Source organism: Streptomyces aurantiaciflavus (assembly GCF_049808595.1).
Classification (GTDB): domain Bacteria; phylum Actinomycetota; class Actinomycetes; order Streptomycetales; family Streptomycetaceae; genus Streptomyces.
Window position 1 is genome coordinate 1 of the sequence record NZ_JBNCAQ010000026.1, and the last position, 21,928, is coordinate 21,928.

General features: G+C 68.5%; 17 protein-coding genes and 1 tRNA gene. 12 read left to right on the top strand and 6 right to left on the bottom strand.

What is annotated here, in order from left to right; all coding sequences use genetic code 11:
* Positions 1-218: 218 nt before the first annotated feature.
* The 9 genes from ACPT94_RS27955 to ACPT94_RS27995 all read left to right on the top strand — a co-directional run bounded on the left by ACPT94_RS27955 (position 219) and on the right by ACPT94_RS27995 (position 10,162).
* Complete coding sequence (locus tag ACPT94_RS27955; RefSeq protein WP_360346224.1) at positions 219-2,522, top strand: FdhF/YdeP family oxidoreductase; 2,304 nt, start codon at positions 219-221, stop codon at positions 2,520-2,522.
* A gap of 57 nt (positions 2,523-2,579) precedes the next feature.
* Complete coding sequence (locus ACPT94_RS27960; protein WP_360346222.1) at positions 2,580-3,068, top strand: PaaI family thioesterase; 489 nt, start codon at positions 2,580-2,582, stop codon at positions 3,066-3,068.
* A gap of 63 nt (positions 3,069-3,131) precedes the next feature.
* Positions 3,132-3,536, top strand: a complete 405-nt coding sequence (locus ACPT94_RS27965; RefSeq protein ID WP_360346220.1) for a hypothetical protein — start codon at positions 3,132-3,134, stop codon at positions 3,534-3,536.
* Positions 3,533-4,159: a Tat pathway signal sequence domain protein gene (locus ACPT94_RS27970; RefSeq protein ID WP_360346218.1), complete on the top strand. Its 627-nt coding sequence runs from the start codon at positions 3,533-3,535 to the stop codon at positions 4,157-4,159. The genes ACPT94_RS27965 and ACPT94_RS27970 overlap by 4 nt, the downstream gene beginning before the upstream one ends.
* Positions 4,160-4,450: 291 nt before the next feature.
* Positions 4,451-5,686 (top strand): branched-chain amino acid ABC transporter substrate-binding protein, encoded by a 1,236-nt coding sequence (locus tag ACPT94_RS27975; protein WP_360346216.1) that lies wholly within the window; start codon positions 4,451-4,453, stop codon positions 5,684-5,686.
* A gap of 114 nt (positions 5,687-5,800) precedes the next feature.
* Positions 5,801-6,730, top strand: a complete 930-nt coding sequence (locus ACPT94_RS27980) for a branched-chain amino acid ABC transporter permease (protein WP_360346214.1) — start codon at positions 5,801-5,803, stop codon at positions 6,728-6,730.
* Between the two features lie 5 nt (positions 6,731-6,735).
* Positions 6,736-8,556 carry a branched-chain amino acid ABC transporter permease gene (locus ACPT94_RS27985; protein ID WP_425247119.1) on the top strand — a complete coding sequence of 607 codons (1,821 nt, stop codon included), beginning with the start codon at positions 6,736-6,738 and terminating at the stop codon, positions 8,554-8,556.
* A 5-nt stretch (positions 8,557-8,561) separates the two neighbouring features.
* Positions 8,562-9,449 (top strand): ABC transporter ATP-binding protein, encoded by an 888-nt coding sequence (locus tag ACPT94_RS27990; RefSeq protein WP_360346210.1) that lies wholly within the window; start codon positions 8,562-8,564, stop codon positions 9,447-9,449.
* Positions 9,446-10,162: an ABC transporter ATP-binding protein gene (locus ACPT94_RS27995; protein ID WP_360346208.1), complete on the top strand. Its 717-nt coding sequence runs from the start codon at positions 9,446-9,448 to the stop codon at positions 10,160-10,162. The genes ACPT94_RS27990 and ACPT94_RS27995 overlap by 4 nt, the downstream gene beginning before the upstream one ends.
* A gap of 88 nt (positions 10,163-10,250) precedes the next feature.
* Here the strand turns inward: ACPT94_RS27995 and ACPT94_RS28000 are convergent, their stop codons facing one another.
* Positions 10,251-10,907 (bottom strand): ANTAR domain-containing response regulator, encoded by a 657-nt coding sequence (locus ACPT94_RS28000; RefSeq protein ID WP_360346206.1) that lies wholly within the window; start codon positions 10,905-10,907, stop codon positions 10,251-10,253.
* 95 nt (positions 10,908-11,002) lie between these two features.
* Between ACPT94_RS28000 and ACPT94_RS28005 the strand changes: the two genes are divergently transcribed.
* Positions 11,003-11,089 (top strand) — tRNA-Leu (locus tag ACPT94_RS28005).
* Between the two features lie 77 nt (positions 11,090-11,166).
* Positions 11,167-11,952 (top strand): helix-turn-helix domain-containing protein, encoded by a 786-nt coding sequence (locus ACPT94_RS28010; RefSeq protein ID WP_425247120.1) that lies wholly within the window; start codon positions 11,167-11,169, stop codon positions 11,950-11,952.
* A gap of 9 nt (positions 11,953-11,961) precedes the next feature.
* Here the strand turns inward: ACPT94_RS28010 and pyk are convergent, their stop codons facing one another.
* Positions 11,962-13,392, bottom strand: a complete 1,431-nt coding sequence (gene pyk / locus ACPT94_RS28015) for a pyruvate kinase (protein WP_360346202.1) — start codon at positions 13,390-13,392, stop codon at positions 11,962-11,964.
* 145 nt (positions 13,393-13,537) lie between these two features.
* Positions 13,538-14,236, bottom strand: a complete 699-nt coding sequence (locus tag ACPT94_RS28020) for an SIMPL domain-containing protein (protein WP_425247121.1) — start codon at positions 14,234-14,236, stop codon at positions 13,538-13,540.
* Between the two features lie 164 nt (positions 14,237-14,400).
* Between ACPT94_RS28020 and ACPT94_RS28025 the strand changes: the two genes are divergently transcribed.
* On the top strand, positions 14,401-16,206 hold the full coding sequence (locus ACPT94_RS28025) for a bifunctional metallophosphatase/5'-nucleotidase (RefSeq protein WP_425247162.1): 1,806 nt from the start codon (positions 14,401-14,403) through the stop codon (positions 16,204-16,206).
* A 67-nt stretch (positions 16,207-16,273) separates the two neighbouring features.
* Here ACPT94_RS28025 and ACPT94_RS28030 read toward each other — a convergent pair whose 3' ends face one another.
* From ACPT94_RS28030 to pepN, 3 genes are all read right to left on the bottom strand, one after another.
* Positions 16,274-17,695: a lysine N(6)-hydroxylase/L-ornithine N(5)-oxygenase family protein gene (locus tag ACPT94_RS28030; protein WP_360346196.1), complete on the bottom strand. Its 1,422-nt coding sequence runs from the start codon at positions 17,693-17,695 to the stop codon at positions 16,274-16,276.
* Positions 17,692-19,050, bottom strand: a complete 1,359-nt coding sequence (locus tag ACPT94_RS28035; protein ID WP_360346194.1) for a pyridoxal phosphate-dependent decarboxylase family protein — start codon at positions 19,048-19,050, stop codon at positions 17,692-17,694. Before ACPT94_RS28035 ends, ACPT94_RS28030 begins: the two co-directional genes overlap by 4 nt.
* Positions 19,051-19,379: 329 nt before the next feature.
* Positions 19,380-21,860 (bottom strand): aminopeptidase N, encoded by a 2,481-nt coding sequence (gene pepN / locus ACPT94_RS28040; RefSeq protein WP_360346192.1) that lies wholly within the window; start codon positions 21,858-21,860, stop codon positions 19,380-19,382.
* Positions 21,861-21,928 lie beyond the last annotated feature (68 nt).

Consider the following 21,928-nt stretch of genomic DNA (forward strand, 5'->3'; position numbering starts at 1 on the left):
CCCCCCCCCCCCCCCCCCCCCCCCCCCCCCCCCCCCCCCCCCCCCCCCCCCCCCCCCGACCCACCCACCACCACCAAGCGCCCCCGGGAGCAACACCCCGCACGCACCCGAAGGCCCCCGGGAGCAACCCCCACAGGCCCACCCACCCCCACTGTCGGTCCCGCATGCGAGGATCGGCCGCACAGGTCACCCGCCCCGCGCCAGCGAAGGAGCCCCCGATGGCCACGAAGCCCCCCAAGGCCGACCCGGTCCAGGACGCGCCGCAGGTCGCCGAGCCGAAGCACGCGGCCGCGGGCCTGCCGGCCATCGGGCACTCCTTGCGGATCGCCCAGCAGCAGATGGGTGTGAAGCGCACCGCGCTGACGCTGCTGCGGGTCAACCAGAAGGACGGCTTCGACTGCCCGGGCTGCGCCTGGCCGGAACCGGACCACCGGCACGCGGCGGAGTTCTGCGAGAACGGCGCGAAGGCGGTGGCCGAGGAGGCGACCCTGCGCCGGGTCACCCCGGAGTTCTTCGCCGAGCACCCGGTCGCCGACCTGGCGACCCGCAGCGGCTACTGGCTCGGCCAGCAGGGCCGGCTCACCCACCCCATGTATCTCCCCGAAGGGGGAGAGCACTACGAGCCGGTCTCCTGGGAGCGCGCCTTCGACATCGTCGCCGAGGAGATGACCGCTCTGGCCTCCCCCGACGAGGCCGTCTTCTACACCTCGGGCCGTACGAGCAACGAGGCCGCGTTCCTGTACCAGCTCTTCGCGCGCGAGCTCGGCACCAACAACCTGCCGGACTGTTCCAACATGTGCCACGAGTCCTCGGGCTCGGCCCTGTCGGAGACGATCGGCATCGGCAAGGGCAGCGTCCTGCTGGAGGACCTCTACCGGGCCGACCTGATCATCGTGGCCGGCCAGAACCCGGGCACGAACCATCCGCGCATGCTCTCCGCCCTGGAGAAGGCGAAGGCGAACGGCGCGAAGGTCATCACCGTCAACCCGCTGCCCGAGGCGGGTCTGGAGCGCTTCAAGAACCCGCAGACCCCCAAGGGCCTGACCGCGGGCGCCGCTCTCACCGACCTGTTCCTGCAGATCCGCATCGGCGGCGACCAGGCCCTGTTCCGTCTGCTCAACAAGTTGATCCTCGCCGAGCACGACAGCGCCTCCGGCGCGGGGCCGGGCGCCGTCGACGAGGCGTTCGTCCGTGAACACACGCACGGCTTCGAGGAGTTCGCCGAGGCCGCCCGCGCCGCCGACTGGGACGAGACGCTCACCGCGACGGGTCTCACGCGCGCGGAGATCGAGCAGGCCCTGCGGATGGTCCTCGCCTCGGAACGCACCATTGTCTGCTGGGCGATGGGCCTGACCCAGCACAAGCACTCCGTGCCGACGATCCGCGAGGTCGTCAACTTCCTCCTGCTGCGCGGCAACATCGGCCGCCCGGGCGCGGGCGTGTGCCCGGTCCGCGGCCACTCCAACGTGCAGGGCGACCGCACCATGGGCATCTTCGAGCGCCCCGCCCCGGCGTTCCTGGACGCCCTGGAGAAGGAGTTCGGCTTCGCGCCCCCGCGCGAGCACGGCTTCGACGTCGTACGCGCCATCCGCGCCCTGCGCGACGGCGAGGCGAAGGTGTTCTTCGCCATGGGCGGCAACTTCGTCTCCGCGTCCCCCGACACGGCAGTCACCGAGGCGGCCATGCGACGCGCCCGGCTGACGGTGCACGTGTCGACGAAGCTCAACCGCTCGCACGTCGTCACGGGCGCGCGTGCGCTCATTCTCCCCACCCTCGGCCGTACCGAGCGCGACCTGCAGGGCGGCGGCGAGCAGTTCGTGACCGTCGAGGACTCCATGGGCATGGTGCACGCCTCCCGGGGCCGCCTGGAGCCGGCGAGCCCCCACCTGCTGTCCGAGCCGGCGATCGTCTGCCGCCTGGCGCGCCGGGTCCTCGGCGAGACGAGCCGTACGCCGTGGGAGGAGTTCGAGAAGGACTACGCGACGATCCGGGACCGCATCGCACGCGTGATCCCGGGCTTCGAGGACTTCAACGCGCGCGTGGCCCGTCCCGGTGGTTTCGCCCTGCCGCACGCCCCGCGCGACGAGCGCCGCTTCCCCACGGCCACCGGCAAGGCCAACTTCACCGCCGCGCCGGTCGAGTACCCAAGGCTGCCCGCGGGCCGTCTCCTGCTGCAGACGCTGCGCTCGCACGACCAGTACAACACCACGATCTACGGCCTGGACGACCGCTACCGGGGCATCAGGAACGGCCGCCGGGTCGTCCTCGTCAACCCCGAGGACGCCCGGGACCTCCGTATCGCCGACGGGTCGTACGTCGACCTGGTCAGCGAGTGGAAGGACGGGGTGGAGCGGCGGGCGCCCGGTTTCCGGGTCGTGCTCTATCCGACGTCGCGCGGGTGTGCGGCGGCGTACTACCCGGAGACCAACGTCCTGGTGCCGCTGGACGCCACCGCGGACACCAGCAACACCCCGGCCAGCAAGTCCGTCGTCGTCCGTCTGGAACAATCGACGACCGACTGAGCGTTTGCTCAGCCAGTACGGCAGCCGTACAGGTCACGACGAACGGAGCAGGACCCCATGGGCGAGCAGCAGCACGTGAAGTTCCCGCAAGAGGTCATCGACGAGTACGCGGCGCTGGGCGTCGACCTGCCGGCCCTGTTCTCCGCCGGGCACCTGGGCACCCGTATGGGCGTGCAGATCATCGAGGCCTCCGCGGACCGGGTCGTGGGCACGATGCCGGTGGAGGGCAACACCCAGCCCTACGGACTGCTGCACGGCGGCGCCTCCGCGGTCCTCGCGGAGACCCTCGGCTCGGTCGGCTCGATGCTGCACGGCGGCAGCTCCAAGATCGCCGTCGGTGTCGACCTCAACTGCACCCACCACCGCGGCGCGCGCTCCGGCCTGGTCACGGGCGTCGCCACGCCCGTGCACCGGGGCCGGACCACGGCGACGTACGAGATCGTGATCAGCGACGAGGCGGGGCGGCGGGTGTGCACGGCCCGGCTGACGTGCCTGCTGCGGGACGTGAACCCGGGCGACGAGGCGCACCTGCGCACGGCGGGCTGACCCTCGGGAAGGCGGCTGCGCGGAGCCGTTGCTCCGCGCCTCCCGGCGGCCTAGCGTCGGGGCATGACAACGGGAGGATCCTTCCGGCCGGGGGCGATACGGCTGCTCGGACTGGCCTGCCTCGCGGGCGCGTTGGCGACCGGCTGCGGCGGCTTCGGCCACGCGGAGGCCAAGGGCACGGCGAGCGGCACACCGTCGGCGAGCGCGACACCTCCCGAGGATCTGTGCACCCGGATCGTCGCCCACTGGTCGCGTGAGGTGCTCAACAGCGAGACGTACGGGGACTACCAGTCGATGGGGCTGTCCAACGGGCAGTACGAGATCCTGCGGTCCGTCGTGGACGCCGCGCGGGCCGAGCACAGACGTCAGGGGGCCGAAGCCGCGGACGAGCTGATCGACCGCGAGGCGCGGGCGGGCTGCGTGGCGTGGTACCGCTCCGGCGGCCCGGGCAAGGGCCCCTGGCAGTGAGCGGCGTCGGCCCGGTCGAGCCGGGCGAGGGCACACGCGCGTGGGACCCCGCCGACCACCCCGCCGCCACCTCCACCCGCAGGCGCCGGCGCGCCCGGCTCTTCCGCTTCCACGACGCCCACCGCCGCGCCGTCCTCGCCGTCCTGACGGCCGCCGCCCTCCTCGCGGGCGGCGGCTACCTCTACGCGACCCGCCCCCACGACCGTCCAGCGGTCTCCCCCGCACCGCCGTTCCCGTCCCAGGTCGTGAACATCAGCTACCTCGCCCCGCTCTCCGTGCCGCCCGGCACCCGCCCGCGGACCTTCGCCTTCGAGGTGCTCGTGAGCGTGGAGTCCGGCCCGCCGGTCACGACGACACGCCTGACACAGCCGTACGCCGGGCTCTCCCTGGCCTCGTCGCCCCGGACCCCTTTCCGCACCAGGTCGGGTTCCGCCCGCACGATCGTCATCACGATGCAGGTGACCGATTGCGCGACAGTGCCGGAAAACGCCGGACTCCCTTTCCTGGACGTAACGCTGCGTAATAAGCGCGCAATAGAAGACCACAGCTTCATCCTCGGCTCACGCTACGCACAGGACCTCTCCCACGCCCTACAAGTCGCCTGCAGCAACGATTCCGAGTAATCACCAAAACACCTGAGACGCCTGAACGCTTTCGCATCCATCCTGCGAGTTCTCACTATGCGGACAGGGCGAATCGGCCTGAATTCCACTGTTCCACCCCCTCAGTACCGCTCTGCATTACCTCGTGTCATAACAAGAGCGTCACAGCCTTGGTCAGGACCTCCTCCACGTTCCCTCCACCCGTTTAGAGTCACGGCCAGTCACCGCGCGGTCGGAAAACCCCTTGCCGGCCCCAGCGTTCGACTCGGCCTCTTCCAGGGGGGAGGGCCGTGCCAGGGAAAGGACTGGATCGTGCGTCAACGTTCGTTCATCGCCATCACCGCCGCGCTGGCGGCGGGAGCACTCACCCTCACCGCCTGCGGCTCACGCGGCGACGACGGCGACAAGGGCTCCGACTCGGGCAGTGACGGCACCACCGTCACCATCGGCGTCGACGCGCCCCTGACCGGCGACCTGTCCGCCATGGGCCTCGGCATCAAGAACTCCGCCGACCTCGCCGCCAAGACCGCGAACAAGAAGGAATACGTCAAGGGCATCACCTTCAAGGTCGACGCCCTCGACGACCAGGGCCAGCCGTCCGCCGGCCAGCAGAACGCCACCAAGTTCGTCGCCGACAAGAACGTCCTCGGCGTCGTCGGACCGCTGAACTCCAGCGTCGCCGAATCGATGCAGAAGGTCTTCGAAGCCGCCTCCCTCGTCGAGGTCTCCCCGGCGAACACCGGCCCCTCCCTGACCCAGGGCCCGAACTGGCAGACCAGCAAGACCCGCCAGTACAAGTCCTACTTCCGCACCGCGACCACGGACGCCATCCAGGGCCCGTTCGCCGCGCAGTACGTCTACACCACCGCCAAGAAGACCAAGGTCTTCGTCATCGACGACAAGAAGACCTACGGCGCCGGCCTCGCCGCCACCTTCACCGAGGAGTTCAAGAAGCTCGGCGGCACCGTCGTCGGCACCGAGCACATCAACCCCGACACCAAGGACTTCGCCGCGGTCGCCACCAAGGTGAAGAAGTCCGGCGCCGACGTCGTCTACTACGGCGGCGAATACCCGCAGGCCGGCCCGCTCAGCAAGCAGATCAAGGCCGCCGGCGCCAAGATCCCGCTGGTCGGCGGCGACGGCATCAAGGACGACACCTTCATCAAGCTGGCCGGCGCCACCGGCACCGGCGACCTCGCCACCTCCGTCGGCGCCCCCGTCGAGGACCTGCCCTCCGCCAAGCAGTTCGTCGCCGACTACAAGGCCGGCGGCTACAAGGAGGAGTACTCCGCCTACGGCGGCTACGCCTACGACTCCGCCTGGGCCGTCATCGAGGCCGTCAAGAAGGTCGTCGACGACAACGGCGGCAAGCTCCCCAGCGACGCCCGCGCCAAGATCATGGCCGCCATGCAGAACGTGTCCTTCGACGGTGTGACCGGCAAGGTCTCCTTCGACGAGTACGGCGACGCCACCAACAAGCAGCTCACCGTGTACACCGTCGAGAACGGTGCCTGGAAGACGGTCAAGTCCGGCACCTTCACCGGCTGACCCACACCCGCACCACTCACAGAGCCGCGCGGGGCGCTGTTCCACTGGCGCCCCGCGCGGACTCACATCCGGACACATCCGTCTAACTATCCGAAACGTCTCGGAGGACATGCGGTGAACGAACTGCCGCAGCAGCTGGTCAACGGCCTGCTACTGGGATCCATGTACGGGCTCGTCGCCATCGGCTACACAATGGTCTACGGCATCGTCCAGCTCATCAACTTCGCCCACGGCGAGATCTTCATGACCGGCGCCTTCGGCGCACTCACGGTCTGGCTCTGGCTCCCCGACGGCACCACCATGTGGCTCGCCCTACCCCTGATGATCGTCGGCGCGATCATCGTCGCCGTCACCATCGCCGTCGGAGCGGAACGGTTCGCCTACCGCCCCCTGCGAAACGCCCCACGCCTCGCCCCCCTCATCACCGCCATCGGCCTCTCCCTCGCCCTCCAGCAGGCGGTCTGGGCCTGGTACCCCGACGCCAAATCCGCCCGCACCTTCCCGGAGATCCCCGGCGGCCCCTTCGAACTCGGCAGCGTCACCATCCAGACCGGTGACATCTTCCTGCTCTGCGCCGCCCCCATCAGCATGGCGTTCCTCGCCTACTTCGTCATGAAGACCCGCACCGGCCGCGGCATGCAGGCAACCGCCCAAGACCCCGACACCGCGAAACTGATGGGCGTCAACACCGACCGCATCATCGTCCTCGCCTTCGCCCTCGGCGCCGCCTTCGCCGCCGTCGGAGCCGTCGCCTACGGCCTCAAGTACGGCCAGATCGACTTCCGCATGGGCTTCATCCTCGGCCTCAAGGCATTCACCGCAGCCGTCCTCGGCGGCATCGGCAACATCTACGGCGCCATGATCGGCGGCGTCGTCCTCGGCATCGCCGAAACCCTCGCCACCGCCTACATCGCCGACATCCCCGGCATGGACAAGTTCGGCAGCCAGTCCTGGGCCGACGTCTGGGCCTTCGTACTCCTCATCCTCGTACTGCTGCTCAGGCCACAAGGCCTGCTCGGCGAACGCGTCGCGGACAGGGCGTGAAACCGATGACGACACAGACCACCACACCCCAGACCCACACCCCCGCCCCCGCCGCGACCGGCCTCGTCCCCCTCCCCGAACACATCGGACGAGCCCTCGCCCTCGGCGGCAGCGTCCTCGCCGTCATCTCCACCTTCCTCGCCTGGACCTGGACCAGCGCCTTCCCCGGCGACCTCACCGTCTACGGCTACCCCGGCGGCCTCCAAGTCCTCGTCCTCATCACCGGCGCCCTCACCACCCTCCTCTGCCTCTCCTCCTACGGCGTACAGGGCCTCGGCTGGCTCACCCCCGCAGGAGCCGACGCAGCCATCAAACTCGGCGCCCTCGCCACCTTCGCCACCGCCTGGTACACCGTCCTCGCCATCAGCGTCGACCTCGGCGGCCTCGTCAACCTCGAACCCGGCGGCTTCATCGTCGCCATCGCCACCCTCGCCGCCCTCACCGGCGCCCTCGCCCTCCCCTTCCAGCGCCCCGCACCCGACCCCATCGACCCCGACGACACCGGCTGGGAACTCTTCAAGCACAAAGCCCGCCACCAGCGGGAGAACATCAAGGCCGCCTTCACCACCGGCACCACCAAGCCGATCGGCAAGCTCCCGGCATACGCCGAGATCCTGATCATCGTCGCCGTCCTCGCCCTCGGCCTCACCGTCTTCACCTACGGCATCGGCACCGAATACGACGAACTCTTCATCGGCTTCCTCATCAGCGCCGGACTCGGCTTCGCCGCACTCAACAAATCCGGCCTCGTCGCCCAGGCGTCCCAGATCACCTCACGCCACCAGAACATCACCATCTGCGGCGCATTCGTCGCCGCCGCACTCTTCCCCTTCACCCAGACCGACGACCAGTACGCGACCATCGGCGTCTACATCCTCATCTTCGCCACCGTCGCCCTCGGCCTGAACATCGTCGTCGGCCTCGCCGGCCTCCTCGACCTCGGATACGTCGCCTTCCTCGGCGTCGGCGCCTACGCCGCCTCCCTCGTCTCCGGATCACAGAGCTCCCCCTTCGGCGTCCACTTCCCCTTCTGGGCCGCCGTCCTCGTCGGCGCCCTCGCCTCACTCGTCTTCGGCGTCCTCATCGGCGCCCCCACCCTCCGCCTGCGCGGCGACTACCTCGCCATCGTGACCCTCGGCTTCGGTGAGATCTTCCGCATCACCGCCAACAACCTCGACGGCACCTCCGGACCCGACATCACCAACGGCTCCAACGGCATCTCCTCCATCCCCGACCTCAACATCCTCGGCTTCGACTTCAGCCAGCAACACGACATCGCCGGCTTCGCCATCGGCCGATTCGCCAACTACTTCTTCCTGATGCTGCTCATCACCGCCATCGTGGTGCTGGTCTTCCGGCGCAGCGGCGACTCCCGCATCGGCCGCGCCTGGGTCGCCATCCGCGAAGACGAAACCGCCGCCCTCGCCATGGGCATCAACGGCTTCAGGGTCAAGCTCATCGCCTTCGCCGTCGGCGCCTCCCTCGCAGGCCTCGCCGGCACCGTCCAGGCACACGTCACCTACACCGTGACACCCGAGCAGTACCTCTTCGCCGGCGCCATCCCGCCCAACTCCGCCTTCCTGCTCGCCGCCGTCGTCCTCGGCGGCATGGGCACCATCAGCGGACCCCTCATCGGCGCCGCACTGCTCTACCTCATCCCCAACAAGCTCCAGTTCCTCGGCGACTACCAGCTCTTCGCCTTCGGCGTCGCCCTCATCCTGCTGATGCGCTTCCGACCCGAAGGCCTCATCCCCAACCGACGCCGTCAGCTGGAGTTCCACGAGGAGGCGGAAGCGCCCACCGTCCTGACGAAGGCAGGGGCCTGACCACCATGACCACCGACACCATCACCCAGACCGGGCAGACCGTCCTCGACGCCCGCGGCGTGACCATGCGCTTCGGCGGCCTCACCGCCGTCAGCGACGTCAACCTCACCGTCAACAGCGGCGAAATCGTCGGCCTCATCGGCCCCAACGGCGCCGGCAAAACCACCTTCTTCAACTGCCTCACCGGCCTCTACGTCCCCACCGAGGGCGAAGTCCGCTACAAAGGCACCGTCCTGCCGCCCAAGTCCTTCAAGGTCACCGCCGCCGGCATCGCCCGCACCTTCCAGAACATCCGGCTCTTCGCCAACATGACCGTCCTGGAAAACGTCCTCGTCGGCCGCCACACCCGCACCAAAGAAGGCTTCTGGTCAGCCGTCCTCCGACTCCCCGGCTTCCACAAGGCGGAGGCCGCGTCCCGCGAACGCGCCATGGAACTCCTCGAGTTCGTCGGCCTGGACAAGAAGGCCGACCACCTCGCCCGCAACCTCCCCTACGGCGAACAGCGCAAGCTCGAAATCGCCCGAGCGCTGGCGAGCGAACCCGGCCTGCTGCTCCTCGACGAACCGACAGCCGGCATGAACCCCCAGGAGACGCGAGCCACCGAGGAGTTGGTCTTCGCCATCCGCGACAAGGGCATCGCCGTCCTCGTCATCGAGCACGACATGCGGTTCATCTTCAACCTCTGCGACCGCGTCGCCGTCCTCGTCCAAGGCCAAAAGCTCATCGAAGGCGACAGCGCCACCGTCCAAGGCGACGAACGCGTCATCGCCGCCTACCTCGGCGAACCCTTCGAAAACGCCCCCGGCGCCGAAGAACTCGCCGAAGTCGAAGCCGCCGAAGCCAACGCCGACGCCACGACGGACGCCGCGCCCGGCAAGGAGAACGACCGATGACCGCACTGCTCGAAGTCGAAGACCTCCGCATCGCCTACGGCAAGATCGAAGCCGTCAAAGGCATCTCCTTCAAGGTCAACGCCGGCGAAGTCGTCACCCTCATCGGCACCAACGGCGCCGGCAAGACGACCACCCTGCGCACCCTCTCCGGCCTCCTCAAGCCGGTCGGCGGCCAGATCAAATTCAACGGCCGCTCACTGAAGAAGATCCCCGCCCACAACATCGTCTCCCTCGGGCTCGCCCACTCCCCCGAGGGGCGGCACATCTTCCCCCGCATGACGATCGAGGACAACCTCCGCCTCGGCGCCTTCCTCCGCAACGACAAACCCGGCATCGAAAAGGACATCCAGCGCGCCTACGACCTCTTCCCCATCCTGGGAGAGCGCCGCAAGCAAGCCGCAGGCACCCTCTCCGGCGGTGAACAGCAGATGCTGGCCATGGGCCGCGCCCTCATGTCCCAGCCGAAACTGCTCATGCTCGACGAACCCTCCATGGGACTCTCACCGATCATGATGCAGAAGATCATGGCCACCATCGCCGAACTGAAATCCCAGGGCATGACCATCCTCCTGATCGAGCAGAACGCCCAGGCCGCCCTCTCACTGGCCGACCACGGCCACGTCATGGAAGTCGGCAAGATCGTCCTCTCCGGCACCGGCCAGGACCTCCTCCACGACGAGTCCGTCCGCAAGGCATACCTCGGCGAAGACTGAGCCAAGGTTCCGCCCACAGACACGACGAGGCCCGCACCCCACTTCTCCGGGGGTGCGGGCCTCGCCGCCGTACAAGCCGCCGGACCACTCAGCCCTTGGACGCCTTCTTCTCCTCCGCGTCCTGAATAACCGCCTCCGCCACCTGCTGCATCGACATACGCCGATCCATCGACGTCTTCTGAATCCACCGGAACGCCGCCGGCTCCGTCAGCCCGTACTCCGTCTGAAGGATCGACTTCGCCCGATCCACCAGCTTCCGCGTCTCCAACCGCTGAGTGAGGTCCGCGACCTCCTTCTCCAGCTCCTTCAACTCCGTGAACCGCGAGACAGCCATCTCGATCGCCGGCACGACATCACTCTTACTGAACGGCTTCACGAGATACGCCATCGCACCGGCGTCCCGAGCCCGCTCGACCAGATCACGCTGCGAGAACGCGGTCAGCATCAGCACCGGCGCGATCCGCTCCTCAGCGATCTTCTCGGCCGCCGAGATGCCATCCAGCTTCGGCATCTTCACGTCGAGGATCACCAGGTCCGGCTGGTGCTCACGGGCCAGCTCGATCGCCTGCTCGCCGTCACCGGCCTCACCGACGACGGTGTAGCCCTCCTCCTCCAGCATCTCTTTCAGGTCGAGCCGGATCAGGGCCTCGTCCTCGGCGATGACGACACGGGTCGTCAGCGGAGGCACGTGCGACGTGTCGTCGTCGGGCGCGTCTACGGGCTGGGGCGACTCGGGGGAGGTCACGGGGGCTCCTTGTTCAGGGCAGGGGTACTGCTGACAAGAGCCTACCTAGCTGCGCCTCTGCGCGGTGACCCGGTACACTCCTCTCGGGTTGCCCAGCCGGGTTGGCGGAACAGGCAGACGCTGATGTCTCAAACACATCTGTCCGAGAGGACGTGCGGGTTCGAGTCCCGCACCCGGCACCAATAAGCGGAGGATCACGTTCGCGTGGTTCTCCGCTTTTTCATGCACACGGTTGCCGTCAGTTACGCAGAGTGTTCGCATGAATTTCCATGGCGCACAGGTTCGGCAGAAGGCGCTCACACTGCTGCGGGACGGAACGCGGAACGCCGAGGTGGCTCGCCAGCTTGATGTCCCACTCGGCACGGTCAGTTACTGGAAGCACATGGACCGCGCGAAGCGCGGCGAGTGTCCGGGACGAGCCCACCCACCGTGTCCACGCTGCGAAGGCGAGCTGGACGCATCGGCCTACTCCTATCTGCTCGGCCTTTACCTCGGCGACGGCCACATCATCCAGAACCGCGCCATGCGAGCACCCAGCCTGTCCATCACCTGCGCGGACGCGCACCCCGGGCTCATGGACGAGTGCGAGAAGGCCATGCGGTCGGTTCTTCCCGGAAATTCGGTCTGCAGGGTCCGCCGAAAGGGCTGCCAGGAAGTGAAGCTGTACTCCAAGCACCTCTGGTGCCTCTTCCCCCAGCACGGCCCCGGCAAGAAGCACGAGCGCACGATCGCCCTCGAACCCTGGCAGCAGGCCATCGTCGACGCCCACCCCTGGGAGTTCATCCGGGGCCTCATCCACTCCGACGGTTGCCGCATCACCAACTGGACGACCCGCGTGGTCGCCGGCGAACGCAAGCGCTACGAATACCCCCGGTACTTCTTCACCAACGTGTCGGACGACATCCGCCGCCTGTACACGGACACCCTCGACCAGCTGGGAATCGAGTGGACGCGCTGCACCCGCAACGGAAACCCGTACAACATCTCCGTCGCCAAGAAAGCCTCTGTCGCCCTACTCGACACCCACGTAGGCCCCAAGCACTGACTCCCTCCCCTACTTGTCGTCCACCCCGATGTGATGCACCCGCACCAGGTTCGTGGACCCAGAGACCCCCGGAGGCGAGCCGGCCGTGATCACCACCACATCCCCCTTCTCGCAGCGCCCGTACCTCAGCAGCAGGTCGTCCACCTGGTCCACCATCGCGTCGGTGGAATCGACGTGGGGGACCAGGAACGTCTCCGCTCCCCAGGTCAGGTTCAGTTGGGAGCGGGTCGCCGGCTCCGGGGTGAAGGCCAGGAGGGGGATCGGGGAGCGGTAGCGGGAGAGGCGGCGGGCTGTGTCGCCCGACTGGGTGAAGGCGATGAGGAACTTGGCGCCGAGGAAGTCGCCCATCTCGGCGGCTGCTCGGGCGACGGCGCCGCCTTGGGTGCGGGGTTTGTTTTTCTCGGTGAGGGGTGGGAGGCCCTTGGCGAGGATGTCCTCCTCGACCGCTGCCACGATCTTCGCCATGGTGCGGACGGTCGCGACCGCGTAGCGGCCGACGCTGGTTTCGCCGGAGAGCATCACTGCGTCGGTGCCGTCGATGACTGCGTTGGCGACGTCCGATGCCTCGGCCCTGGTGGGGCGTGAGTTGTCGATCATGGAGTCGAGCATCTGGGTTGCGACGATGACCGGTTTGGCGTTGCGTTTGGCCAGTTTGATGGCGCGTTTCTGGACGATCGGGACCTGTTCGAGGGGCATTTCCACGCCGAGGTCGCCGCGGGCGATCATGATGCCGTCGAAGGCGGCGACGATGTCTTGGATGTTGTCGACGGCCTGGGGTTTTTCCACTTTGGCGATGACGGGGAGGCGGCGGCCTTCTTCGTCCATGATGCGGTGGACGTCGAGGATGTCCTTGCCGCTGCGGACGAACGACAGGGCGATGATGTCGAAGCCGGTGCGCAGTGCCCAGCGTAGGTCGTCTTCGTCTTTTTTGGAGAGTGCGGGGACGGAGACGGCGACTCCGGGGAGGTTGAGGCCTTTGTGGTCGGAGATGATGCCGCCTTCGATGACGCGGGTGTGGACGCGGGGGCCGTCGGTGTGGGTGACTTCGAGGCAGACTTTGCCGTCGTCGACGAGGATGCGTTCGCCGGTGGTGATGTCGTCTGCGAGGCCGTCGTAGGTGGTTCCGCAGGTGTGGCGGTTGCCTTCTGCTCCTTCCTCGACGGTGATGGTGAAGGTGTCGCCGCGTTCGAGGAGTACGGGGCCTTCGGTGAAGTGGCCGAGGCGGATTTTGGGGCCTTGGAGGTCGGCGAGGGTGCCGACGTTGTGGCCGGTTTCGTCGGTGGCCTTGCGTACGTGTTGGTAGCGCTCCTCGTGTTCGGCGTGGGTGCCGTGGCTGAGGTTGAAGCGGGCGATGTCCATTCCTGCGTCGATCAGGTGTTTGATCTGGTCGTAGGAGTGGGTGGCGGGGCCCAGGGTGCAGACGATTTTTGCTCGGCGCATGGTTCGAGCCTATGACTTACCGCTGGGTAGCGAATTTGGTGGCGTATGGCTGCTCAACGACCTTTGGGTGAAGGCTTGTTGACGGGTGTTGCATTGTGCGGGTGGTTGCTCTGATGAGCGACTTGTGGCGTCCGAAAGGGTGAATTCAGAGGGTTGGCGGAATCATGGTGAACTGTGCGCTGACTTCTGCCTGGATGCGAATGCGGCGGGGTTCGAGGTCGAGGGGTTCGGGGGCGGTTTCGGTTTCGATGGCGGCTGCGGACATGCGGACGGTTCGGCGGTCGAAGGCGGAGCGGGTGCGGGGGCCCTGGGTGCCGGTGTCGGTGAGTTGGAGGAGGGCGGCGACGGTGGTGCCGAGGGCGTCGGCGTATTCGTGGGCGCGTTGGACGGCCGCTTGGACGGCTTGTTGGCGGGCTTGGCGGTGGGTGGGTGAGTCGGGGCGGAGTTCCCACCAGGGTCCGTCCACTCGGGTGAGGTCGAGGTCGGCGAGGCGGGTGGTGAGTTCGCCGAGGGTGGTGAAGTCGGTGAGGTCGGCGGTGAGGTGGATGGTGCCGTGGTAGGTGTGGATGCGTTCGCCGCGGCCTCGGTGGGTGAGTTCGGGGGTGATGGAGAGGGCGCCGGTGGCGAGGTTCTCGACTGCGTCGCCGTAGGACTTGATGAGGTCGAGGGCGGTGGTGTTGCGGCGGGTGAGGTCGTCGAGGGTGGTGCGGCGGTCGCGGCCGCGGGCGGTGACGGTGATGCCGATGCGGGCGATCTCGGGGTCGACTTCGAGGGTGGTTTCGCCGCGGACGGTGAGGAGGGGGGCGTCGGGGGTGCCGTGGGTTGGTTTGGCGGGGGTGGTCATACGTCCCACTCTGGCAGGCCTTACCTGGTTATGGGGCGGGAGTTGCACAGGTGGGGTCACCAGATCGCAATCTCGGAGGCCTGTTGTGCGTCGCCATGTCCGGGTCAGAATCTACGCGCGTTATCTACGCGCGTCGTTGACCGTTGTTCCCCGAGGAGCAAGACATGCCGTTGAACCGCCGGAAGTTTCTGAAGAAGTCCGCCGTGACCGGGGCGGGGGTGGCTGTCGCGGGCGCGGCTGCGGCTCCGGCGGCGCAGGCGGCCGAGGCGCGGCAGCCGGTTGGGCGGCCGAAGCGGTACTCGTTCACCGTGATGGGCACGACGGACCTGCATGGGAACGTCTTCAACTGGGACTACTTCACGGACAGGGAGTTCGACGACAAGGCGCACAACGACGTCGGTCTGGCGAAGATCTCCACTCTGGTGACTCGGATCCGCGAGGAGAAGGGTCGTGGTAACACCCTTCTCATCGACGCGGGTGACACGATCCAGGGCACGCAGTTGTCGTACTACTACGCCAAGGTGGACCCCATCACCGCCAAGGGCGGGCCGGTGCATCCCATGGCGCAGGCGATGAACGCGATCGGCTACGACGCTGCCGCGCTCGGCAATCATGAGTTCAACTACGGCATTCCGGTGTTGCGGAAGTTCCAGGAGCAGTGTCGTTTTCCGCTGCTGGGTGCGAACGCGTTGGACGCGAAGACGTTGCGGCCGGCGTTCCCGCCGTACAGCATGCACTGTCTGCGTACGCCGTTCGGCCGTGATGTGAGGGTGGCGGTCCTGGGTCTGACGAATCCGGGTATCGCGATCTGGGACAAGGCGAATGTGCAGGGGAAGATGACGTTCCCGGGTCTGGAGGAGCAGGCGGCGAAGTGGGTGCCGAAGCTGCGGTCGATGGGTGCGGATGTCGTGATCGTGTCGGCGCACAGTGGTTCGTCGGGGACGTCGTCGTACGGTGACCAGTTGCCGTACATCGAGAACGCGGCGGGGCTGGTGGCGGAGCAGGTGCCGGGGATCGACGCGATTCTCGTGGGTCATGCGCACACGGAGATTCCGGAGTACTTCGTCACGAACAAGGAGACGGGCAAGCAGGTGGTGTTGTCCGAGCCGCTGAAGTGGGGGCAGCGGTTGACGTTGTTCGACTTCGAGTTGGTGTGGGGCAAGGGGCGTTGGACGGTCGAGAAGGTGGGTGCGCGGGTCCTGAACTCCAACACGGTGGAGGAGGACCCGAGGATCGTGAAGCTGCTGGGTGACGAGCACGAGAAGGTCGTGGGGTACGTCAACCAGGTCATCGGTACGAATGTCGCCGAGATGACGTCGGTGGAGGCGCCGTACAAGGATGTGCCGATCATCGATCTGATCAATCACATCCAGGCGGACACGGTGAGGCAGGCGCTGGCGGGTACGGAGTACGCGGCGCTGCCGGTTCTGTCGCAGGCGGCGGCGTTCTCGCGGAGCGCGGTCATTCCGGCGGGTCAGGTGACGATCCGGGATGTGGCGGGTCTGTATGTGTTCGAGAACACGCTGGAGGCTCGTCTGATGACGGGTGCTCAGATGAAGGCGTATCTGGAGTACTCGGCGAACTACTACGTGCAGACGGCGGCGGACGCGGTGGTCGATCCGGCGAAGCTGACGAACGCGAACGGTACGCCGGACTACAACTATGACGTGGTCAGTGGTCTGACGTACGAGATCGACATTGCGAAGGCGGCTGGTTCGCGGGTGTCGAACGTGCGGTTCGAGGGGGTGCCGCTGGCGGACGACCGGCAGTTCGTGTTCGCGGTGAACAACTACCGGGCGAACGGTGGTGGCAATTTCCCGTACGTTGCGGCGGCGAAGTTGCTGTGGTCGAACTCGGACGAGATCCGTAACACGATGATCGCCTGGGTGAAGGCGAAGGGGTCGATCGATCCGGCTGAGTTCGCGTCGGTGGACTGGAAGTTGACGCGGGACGGGACGCCGGTGTTCTAGTTCGTGCGTCGGCGTCGGTCGTGCGCGGGGGCGGTGGGGTGTGTGTGCCCGCCGCCCCTGTGGCGTTCTATCGGTGTTCGGTGAGGGGGATCAGGGTTGTGTGGGGTTGTCGGGCTGCGGGGATGTGGGGTTGGGGGTGGAGGCCGAAGGTGGTGAAGGCCGTTCGGGTGGGCTGGGGGTAGGTGTCCTTGCCGGTGATGCTGTTGAGGATGGTGGCGCTGCGCCAGGCGGCGAGGCCGAGGTCGGGTGCGCCGACGCCGTGGGTGTGGCGTTCGCCGTTCTGGATGTAGATGTTGCTGCCGGTGGCGGTGATGGTGGGGTCGAGGACGAGGCGGAAGTGGTCGTCGATGCGGGGGCGTCCGGCGGTGTCGCGGTGGAGGTGGGGGTGGAGGTCGGCGAGGAGGTGGTCGAGGGGGCGTTCGCGGTGGCCGGTGGCGAGGATGACGGCGTCGGTGGTGAGGCGGGTGCGGGTGTTCTGCTGGATGTGTTCGAGGTGGAGTTCGATCTTGGTGGTGGTGAGGCGGCCGGCGGTGCGGACGCGGACGCCGGGGGTGAGGACGGCGTCGGGCCAGTGGCCGTGGAGGGTGCGGCGGTAGAGCTCGTCGTGGATGGCGGCGAGGGTGGTGGCGTCGATGCCTTTGTGGAGTTGCCATTGGGTGGCGTTGAGGCGGTCGCGGACGGGTTCGGGGAGGGCGTGGAAGTAGCGGGTGTAGTCGGGGGTGAAGTGTTCGAGGCCGAGTTTGGAGTACTCCATGGGGGCGAAGGCTTCGGTGCGGCCGATCCAGTGGAGGCGTTCGCGGCCGGTGGGGCGGTGGCGGAGGAGGTCGAGGAAGACTTCGGCGCCGGATTGTCCTGAGCCGACGACGGTGATGTGGTCGGCGGTGAGGAGGGTGGTGCGGTGGTCGAGGTAGTCGCAGGTGTGGATGACGGGGACGCCGGGTGCGTCGGCGAGGGGGCGGAGGGGGTCGGGGATGTGGGGTTGGGTGCCGATGCCGAGGACGACGTTCTTGGTGTGGGTGCGGTTGACGGTGGTGGGTTTTCCGTCGGTGTCGAGTGGGGTGAAGTCGATTTCGAAGAGGTTGTGTTCGGGGTTCCAGCGGATGGCGTCGACGTGGTGGTGGAAGTGGAGGGTGGGGAGGTTTTCGGCGACCCAGCGGCAGTAGGCGTCGTATTCGGCGCGTTGGATGTGGAAGCGTTCGGCGAAGTAGAAGGGGTAGAGGCGGTCGCGGTTCTTGAGGTGGTTGAGGAAGGTCCAGTTGCTGGTGGGGTCGGCGAGGGTGACGAGGTCGGCGAGGAAGGGGACTTGGATGCGGGCGTCGTCGAGGAGGAGGCCGGGGTGCCAGTGGAAGGCGGGGCGTTGGTCGTAGAAGGCGGTGTGGAGTGCGGTGAGGGGGTGGGCGAGGGCGGCGAGGGAGAGGTTGCTGGGGCCGATGCCGATGCCGACGAGGTCGTGGGGGGTGCTGGGTTTTGCGGGTGGGGGGGTGGTCATGTGGGGGTGTTTCCTTCCACCAGTTTCAGGAGGGCGGCCAGGTCGTCGGGGTGGGTGTGGGGGTTGAGGAGGGTGGTTTTGAGCCAGAGGCGGCCGTCGAGGTGGGCGCGGCCGAGGACGGCGCGGCCGTCGGTGAGCAGGTGGCGGCGTAGGGCGGCTACGGCGTCGTCGGTGGCGTTTTTGGGGCGGAAGAGGACGGTGCTGAGGGTGGGGGTGTCGTAGAGGTCGAAGGCGGGGTGGTCGCGGATGGTTTCGGCGAACTGGTGGGCTTGGGCGCAGACTTGGTCGACGAGGGTGGCGAGGCCGGTGCGGCCGAGGGTTTTGAGGGTGACGGCGATCTTGAGGATGTCGGGTCGGCGGGTGGTGCGCAGGGAGCGGTCGAGGAGGTCGGGGAGGCCTGCGTCGGTGTCGTCGTCGGCGTTTAGGTAGTCGGCGTGTTGGTGGAGGGGGGTGAGGTCGTGGGGGTCGTGGACGGCGAGGAGGCCGGCGGCGACGGGTTGCCAGCCGAGTTTGTGCAGGTCGAGGGTGATGGTGTGGGCGGTGTCGAGGCCGGTGAGGCGGGTGCGGTGGCGGTCGCTGAAGAGGAGGCCGCCTCCGTAGGCGGCGTCGATGTGGAGGCGGGCGCCGTGGGTGGTGCACAGGGCGGCGATGTCGGGGAGGGGGTCGATGAGGCCGGCGTCGGTGGTGCCGGCGGTGGCGGCGACCAGGAGGGGGCCGGGGAGGTGGGTGAGGGTCTCGGCGAGTGCGGCGGGGTCGAGGGTGCCGGTGGGGGTGGGGAGGGCGACGGGGTCGGGCAGGCCGAGGAGCCAGGCGGCGCGGGGCAGGGAGTGGTGGGCGTTGGTTCCGTGGACGAGGCGTAGGCCGGTGCCGTGGCGTTCGCGGGCGAGGAGGAGGGCGAGGTGGTTGGATTCGGTGCCGCCGGTGGTGACGAGGGCGTCGGCCATGCCGGCTTCGTGGGCGAGGGTGCGGGTGACGAGTGCTTCGAGTGCGGAGGCGGCGGGGGCCTGGTCCCAGGAGTCGAGGGAGGGGTTGAGGGCGGAGGCGGCGAGGTCGGCGGCGGTGGCGACGGCGAGGGGTGGGCAGTGCAGGTGGGCGGCGCACAGGGGGTGGGCGGGGTCGGCGGCGCCTTCGGCGAGGGTGCGGACGAGGGTGTGCAGGGCGGTGGGGTCGCCCTGGTCGGGGAGGATGTCGCCGACGGCGTCGTGTACGCGGGCGGCGACTGTCGCCGGGCCGCCGGCGGGGAGGGGGCCGCGGCGGGTCTCGGTGCCGGTGCGCAGGGCGTGGAGGACTGTTTCGAGCAACGGCCGTAGCGCGTCGGGGCCTTCGGGGCCCGAGGCGAGGGGCGGAAGGCTCATGGGACTCCTGTCGGGGTGGGGAGTCCCAGTGTGGCGTCGGGCGGTGCGAACTGGCCTGGCAGCGGGGGATGTGGACCCGAAAGTAGGAGGCCGGGGGCCGGTTGCGGACGTGCGGGGGGGGCTTGCCGGTCGCGGGCGTGCCCGCTTCGGTGCTGAGGGGGCCTTGTCCTCGGAGCGACTTTCCCGTGAGGGGCCCCCGGGCGGGCTGGGTTGACCCGTCCGGGGGTGGCCGGCCGGCGGTTGACGGCCGGGGGTGGACGGCCGGGGGTGGACGGCCGGGGGTGGCCGGCCGACGGTGGACGGCCGACGGTTGACGGCCGGCGGTTGCTCTACGCCTCCTGGACCCGCAATGCCCGTCCCAGGTCGTCGAGTTGGTCGACGAGCTTGCGTCGCAGTGCCGGGATCGGGTCGCTGTCGCGCAGGCAGGCCTGGCCGAGGCTGAGGTTCTCGGCGTCGACGGCGTGGGCGGGGAAGGCCCAGCGGCCGGCGGCGTCGGCGATGGCGGGGCCTCGGCGGGCGGCGAGGGTGACCGCGTCCTTGTAGAAGCGGGGGATGTACTCGCGGACGAGGTCGGCCTGTTCGGGCTGCCAGAAGCCCTGGGCGGTGGCGGTGAAGAGGTAGTTGGACAGGTCGTCGGTGTCGAACATGGCGGCCCAGGCGGTGCGCTTGGCCTCCGGGTCGGGCAGGGCGGCGCGGCAGCGGGCGGCGCCTTCCTGGCCGGTGGCGGAGGGGTCGCGGTCGAGTTCGGCGGCGATGGCGTTCTCGTCGGTGGCGCCGAGGACGGCGAGGCGGGCGAGGACGCGCCAGCGCAGGTCGGGGTCGAGTTCGGGGCCGCCGGGGACGGTGCCGTCGGCGAGCCAGGCGGCGATGGTGTCGGGGTGGGCGGCGACGTCGATGAAGTGGCGTACGGCGATCAGGCGCAGGCCGGGGTGGTCGCCGTCCTCGGTGCGGCGGATGAGGTCGCGGCACAGGGAGGTGAGGGTGGCGAGGGCGGCGGGGCGTTCGTCGGGGGTGAGGTAGCGGCCTGCGACCTGGGCGGAGGCGAAGGTGAGGACGCCTTGGACGAGGGCCAGGTCGGTCTCGTGCGGGAGGTGGGTGCGGGCGGTGTCCAGGTAGGCGGTGGGGGCGAGGTCGCCGTCGCGGACGGCGTCGCGCAGGGCGTTCCAGACGACGGCTCGGGTGAGCGGGTCGGGCAGGCGGGACAGGCCGGTGCGGACGGTGTCGAAGGACGCGGTGTCGAAGCGGATCTTGGCGTAGGTGTGGTCGCCGTCGTTGAGGAGGAGCAGGGCGGGGCGCTTGCCGATGGGCTGGGGTGTGGTGTGGGGGATGTCGAGGTCGAGGCGTTCGCGCAGGGTGAGGCGGCCTTCGTCGCCGAGGTCCTGGTCGTAGAGGCCGACGGCGATGCGGTGGGGGCGGCTGCCGGTGTGTTCGACGGTGAGGGTGCAGGTGCCGGCGTCGGTGGTGACGGTGGGGGTGAGGGTGTCGACGCCGGTGGTGCGCAGCCAGGCGTCGGCCCAGGCGTGGACGTCGCGTTCGGTGGCGTCGGCGAGGGAGTCGATGAAGTCGGCGAGGGTGGCGTTGGCGAAGCGGTGGCGGGCGAAGTGGGTGTTGATGCCGGTGAGGAAGTCCTTCTCGCCGAGCCAGGTCACCAACTGGCGTAGTGCGGAGGCGCCCTTGGCGTAGGAGATGCCGTCGAAGTTGAGCAGGGCGGAGGCGGTGTCGTCGACGGCTTCGGGGGCGACGGGGTGGGTGGAGGGGCGTTGGTCGGCGTCGTAGCCCCAGGCCTTGCGGGCGACGCCGAAGTCGACCCAGGTGTCGGTGAAGCGGGTGGCTTCGGTGAGGGTCTGGTAGCCCATGTACTCGGCGAAGGACTCGTTGAGCCAGATGTCGTCCCACCACTTGAGGGTGACGAGGTCGCCGAACCACATGTGGGCCATCTCGTGGGCGATGACCATGGCGCGGGTCTGGCGTTCGGTGTCGGTGACGGCGGAGCGGTAGACGAACTCGTCGCGGAAGGTGACGAGTCCGGGGTTCTCCATGGCGCCGGCGTTGAACTCGGGGACGAAGGCCTGGTCGTAGGAGTCGAAGGGGTAGGGCTCCTCGAACTTCTCGTGGTAGCGGTCGTAGCACTGGCGGGTGATGTCGAGGAGTTCGTCGGCGTCCGCGTCGAGGTGGGGGCCGAGGGAGCGGCGGCAGTGGAGGCCGAAGGGCAGGCCGCGGTGTTCGGTGCGGACGGAGTGCCAGGGGCCTGCGGCGACGGCGACGAGGTAGGTGGAGATCAGGGGGGTGGGGGCGGCGTGCCAGCGGCCCTCGCCGAGGTGTTCGGTGATGCCGTTGGCGAGGACGGTCCAGCCTTCGGGGGCGGTGACGGTGAGGTCGAAGACGGCCTTGAGGTCGGGCTGGTCGAAGGCGGCGAAGACGCGCTGGACGTCGTCCATGAAGAGTTGGGTGTAGACGTAGGTCTCGCCGTCGGAGGGGTCGGTGAAGCGGTGCATGCCCTCGCCGGTGCGGGAGTAGCGCATGGCGGCGTGGACGCGCAGTTCGTGGTCGCCCGCGGTGAGGTTCTTCAGGGGCAGGCGGTTGTCGTCCAGGGTTTCCGGGTCGAGGGGTTTGCCGTCGAGGGTGACGGAGCGCAGGTGGGCCGGCTTGAGCTCGACGAAGGTGTCCGCGTCCGTGCGCGCGGTGAACCGGATGACGGTCAGGGACTCGAAGGTCTCGTCGCCGGTGGTCAGGTCGAGTTCGATGGTGTAGCGGTGGACGTCGAGGTGCTGGGCACGGGTCTGCGCTTCGTCGCGCGTCAGTACGGACATGCAGGCCATGCTGCCTGATGGGGCGGGTAGGGCGCAGGGGCGGACCGGTACGCACTGTTTTTCCCGTC